1 protein-coding gene is annotated in these 467 nt (G+C 68.5%); it reads left to right on the top strand.

Annotated elements, in window-relative coordinates; translation table 11 throughout:
• Positions 1–467, top strand: a 467-nt coding sequence (locus IH50_RS38430; RefSeq protein ID WP_158801447.1) for an AMP-binding protein, incomplete at both ends; no start/stop codon positions are given.

Genomic DNA, 467 nt, shown 5'->3' with positions numbered 1-467 from the left:
TATGTGGCTGCGGTGCCGGGCCGGGTCGGGTTCGGTGGTCCGGGGGAGCGGTATGCGCTGCTTCAGGCGCAGGTCACGGACTTGGGTAACACGACGGTGTTCGCGAGTCTGACCACGGGTGGTGAGCTGCACGTCCTGGGTGAGGATGCGGCGACTGATCCGGTGGTGGTGGCCGGTTATCTGGCTGAGCGCCGTATCGATCATTTCAAGGTGGTTCCCTCGCATCTGGCGGCGCTGGGTGCCGGTGGGGGGTTGGCGAGGGTTCTGCCGGCCAAGTCGCTGGTGCTGGGTGGTGAGGCGGCTTCTGCCGGGTGGGTGCGGGAGCTGGTGTCGGTCGCGGGTGAGCGGGCGGTGTTCAACCATTACGGTCCGACCGAGACCACGATCGGTGTGGTCACGACGCGTCTGACGGCCGAGCGGGTGGCCGACGGTGTGGTGCCGGTCGGTACGCCGGCGGCCAACACGCG

Origin of the sequence: Streptomyces sp. NRRL S-37, assembly GCF_000721605.1 — a bacterium.
Classification (GTDB): domain Bacteria; phylum Actinomycetota; class Actinomycetes; order Streptomycetales; family Streptomycetaceae; genus Streptomyces.
The sequence above is the reverse complement of the archived record's forward strand: the minus strand, read 5'-3'. Positions and strand labels throughout refer to the sequence as shown.